This window comes from Microcystis sp. M49636_WE2 (genome assembly GCF_030065375.1).
GTDB classification, from domain to species: domain Bacteria; phylum Cyanobacteriota; class Cyanobacteriia; order Cyanobacteriales; family Microcystaceae; genus Microcystis; species Microcystis aeruginosa_C.
The window spans coordinates 1-3,365 of the sequence record NZ_JASJFG010000273.1 but is presented as its reverse complement, the minus strand read 5'-3'; the positions used below and the strand labels follow the sequence as shown (position 1 = coordinate 3,365).

Annotated in this window: 3 protein-coding genes; 2 read left to right on the top strand and 1 reads right to left on the bottom strand. The window is 36.9% G+C overall.

The window, feature by feature from the left end:
* Both PX484_RS06580 and PX484_RS06575 read left to right on the top strand, forming a co-directional pair.
* A partial coding sequence (locus tag PX484_RS06580; protein ID WP_288103204.1) for a glycosyltransferase 87 family protein occupies positions 1 to 1,312 on the top strand: 1,312 nt, incomplete at its 5' end.
* A 64-nt stretch (positions 1,313 to 1,376) separates the two neighbouring features.
* On the top strand, positions 1,377 to 2,234 hold the full coding sequence (locus tag PX484_RS06575; protein WP_288103203.1) for a glycosyltransferase: 858 nt from the start codon (positions 1,377 to 1,379) through the stop codon (positions 2,232 to 2,234).
* 84 nt (positions 2,235 to 2,318) lie between these two features.
* On the opposite strand, the gene PX484_RS06570 is transcribed toward PX484_RS06575, so the two are convergent.
* Positions 2,319 to 3,128, bottom strand: coding sequence for a DNA adenine methylase (locus PX484_RS06570; RefSeq protein ID WP_287670916.1), 810 nt, complete (start codon positions 3,126 to 3,128; stop codon positions 2,319 to 2,321).
* Positions 3,129 to 3,365: the final 237 nt, after the last annotated feature.

The following is a 3,365-nucleotide window of genomic DNA, read 5'->3' as shown; positions in this document are numbered from 1 at the left end:
TTTAAATCAGTGGTTGGTTCATTTAATCACTTATCACTCCTTCGATAAGGTTTGCGAAAGATACAAGATAACTTTAAGCATAGCGGCAGCAATTACCAGTATTTTTGGGGCAGCTTTTCTATCAGAGTTAGGAACCAGTATCGGCGATAGTACCAGCAGTGTTTTTGTTTTGGCAGGATTATTTTTAATTATCGCTTGTCTTGGTCGTAATCAACCAGTTAAGGTTAAAACTATAATTCTCGCAGGATTGCTTTTAGGACTAGGAACAGGATTAAAATTGACCACGGCATTGTATAGTATCAGTTTAATCGTGGCGATTAGTTTTTTAACCAATACCATCAGGGAAAAGCTGCGTAATCTTCTGTCCTTAATTTTCTCTATGGCTGTGGGATTTTCCTTGACGATGGGTTATTGGATAATCCTAATGTGGACTAATTTTGCTAATCCCCTTTTTCCCTTTTTCAACAAAATTTTTCAATCTCCCTACATCGAAACAGATTTTAACCTACAAGATACCCGGTTTTTGCCTAAAGACATTTGGCAATGGTTATTTTATCCCTTTTATTTTGTGCAGGAACAAACCCTAGTGGCTGAGGTAAAATTCAAAGAGACTCGTTTTGCTATTGCCTATCTTTTAATTGTTATTCTTCTGGGAGTAATTATTTATCAGTACACCTCTCGCCGTTCTCTAGAGCAACAAAATAATTTAGTCCATTTACCTATTCTCAGATTTTTACTACCTTTTTATTGTAGTGCCTATCTGATCTGGTTAAAGGGGTTTTCTATTTATCGCTATCTGATGGTTCTAGAGTTAATCACACCGGTTTTAATTATCCTGATTATTGCCTATCTTTATCCTCATAAAAGGACAGTTTTTATAATCTCTATCGCTATTTTTACCTTAATTGCTGCTACAGTCAAACCCTTAGACTGGTGGAGAATGGGATGGTCAGATAATTATTTTGGTATCGATAGTCAAGCATTAAAACCCTACGAAAATTCCACGATTGTTATGTGGGGAGATGAAGGAACAGGTTATCTAGTTCCCCATTTTCCTGCCTCGACTCGTTTTGTGCGATTGCGAGGAAATATGGGAGTCAGTGAAGGAACTTTAATGCGAAAAAATGCCGAGACATTTATTGCTAATACTCCCCCAGAATCTCTCTACATTCTCCAGACGGACTTTAATAAAAAATCCCCTGATATAGTAGAAGATTTGGCTAAAGAAAATCTCGTTATTGACTTCCAAAATTGTCAACCCTTTCCCACCAAAATCGAAAACTTTAATCTCTGTCGTCTCCAAAAAAAGTAATTAGCACGGAAAAGCCATTCTCTAACCATTGTTAATTGCCAGTGACTCCTAACTTTTATCTGTAATGATTTATCTATTAACGGTTAACTACAATTGCGCGGAATTAATTAAGCGTTTAATCGCTTCCCTCGACGATGACTTATCTGCTACTCTCATCATTGTTAACAATTCCATTGAAGATAAAAATATCCAATCTTTAGCATCGCAAAGAGTCAAGATTATTGAAGCGGGGGAAAATTTAGGATTTGGGAAAGGATGTAATCTAGGACTTAATTGGATTTATCAGCAAGACAGAGAAGCTATCGTTTGGTTAGTTAATCCCGACGCTTACTTATTACCAGACTCTCTGGAGAAAGCAAGCAAATTTTTTCAGCAATATCCGGAAGTTGCCATCGCTGGTACAGAAATTTACGAACCGGATGGTAAAATCTGGTTTGGTTGGGGAAAATTTAATGCCAAAATCGGCACAATTAACGTAGTAGAGGAATCCTTAGACTATGGAGATAAACCCTATCTTGTTCCCGACTGGGTGACGGGATGCAGTTTATTAATTAACTTCTCTAATTTTTCCACTTGTCCCCATTTCGATCCTGATTACTTTCTCTACTACGAAGACTTTGATTTTTCCCGAAGATACGCAAATCAAGGCTATTTAGTCGTTGTTACCAATCAGATTAAAATTATTCATGAACCATCTTCTATTACCCGACGCTATGGTTATCTAAGACTAACTCATAATATCTATAGTTATCTTCTCAGTCTCGAAAAACATACGACTTTAACTATCCTTATTTATCGCTTGCTGCGGATGAGTTTTATGTCTTTACTGATCCTTCCCATTAAACCCAAATTTTCCCTAGCTAAGTTAGAAGGAATTCAACTCTATTGTCAAAGAATTATCAGTAAACTGCGTCTAGATTGAACCCCTTAGTTTTGCCGCTGCAGGCATTGGTCAGTATTCAGCTTTTTTGCTGTGATTAATAGCATAGAATATATCGGCATCGCACTAATAATTTTTGATCATTAATTCTCTCCCCGCCGCTGCCTGTCCTTGTTTATAATTATTCATGCCATACTGAAGATTCCACTCGATAATATGGGCAAAATCAAAGAGTTTTCGTATCTCTGGACAATCATCGTAGGTAATTAACCATTTAGCCTGACATTGACGCATATTATCGGCAAAACGTTGATGATCGAAGCTGGTATGTAAATTACCTCTCACACCGTATAAACGGGATTTTGTGGCACTATAGTAGGGGGGATCAAGGAAGATAAAAACTTCTTTTCCCTCAGCAAATAATAATTCTTCGTAGTCTTGGTTAGTAATTTTTACCGATGCTAATAGGGGCGCAATTTGAGTTAATCTGGCAATTGATGAATCAGTAAATCTACTGGTAAAAGCCGCTTGGGAATAACCCCCCGAATCCACTGTTCCCGAAAAAGTAATCCGATTTAAGATAAAAAAACGCACCGCTTTTTCAAAATCGGTTAACTTTAAATCTTCCCTTGTCAAATCTTGAAATAATTCTCTTCCGTTATCATATTTCTGTTTAATTTCTGTTATTTTTGCTACCAATAACTCAATATTTTCTTGAGCGCATTGCCAGAAACAATATAAATCATAATTTAAGTCATTAATCCAATAGGTTTTTATTTGCTGTCCAAAGAGTTGCTTAACAGCAAAAAATACAGAACCCCCACCAAAAAAAGGTTCTCGATATTCCCTAATATTGACAGGAATTTGCGGCAGAATTTGCTTAATTGCCCGGGATTTCCCCCCCGGATAACGCAAGGGACTTTTAATTTTTGACATTTTATACTAAATCCGTTTATTAAAGACTGATTATCTATTCCCCCTTTCGTCTTTTGCATGAGTGCCTGTCCTGATATGTAGCCTATACTCATAAGAATTCCATTTAATTCCACATTTAGGACTCGTATCCTAAGGTTAGCAAAACCACTTCTTCCAATTGGGCAATTATTTCGGGACTCAGTTGTCCCAGTGTGCGGATCAAACGAGTTTTATCCAGCACTCTCATCTGAAAACATA

Bases quoted from the DNA above. Each gene is read 5' to 3' on its own strand.
- PX484_RS06575 (WP_288103203.1), top strand. From the start codon at position 1,377: ATGATTTATCTATTAACGGTTAACTACAATTGCGCGGAATTAATTAAG.
- PX484_RS06570 (WP_287670916.1), bottom strand. From the start codon at position 3,128: ATGTCAAAAATTAAAAGTCCCTTGCGTTATCCGGGGGGGAAATCCCGG.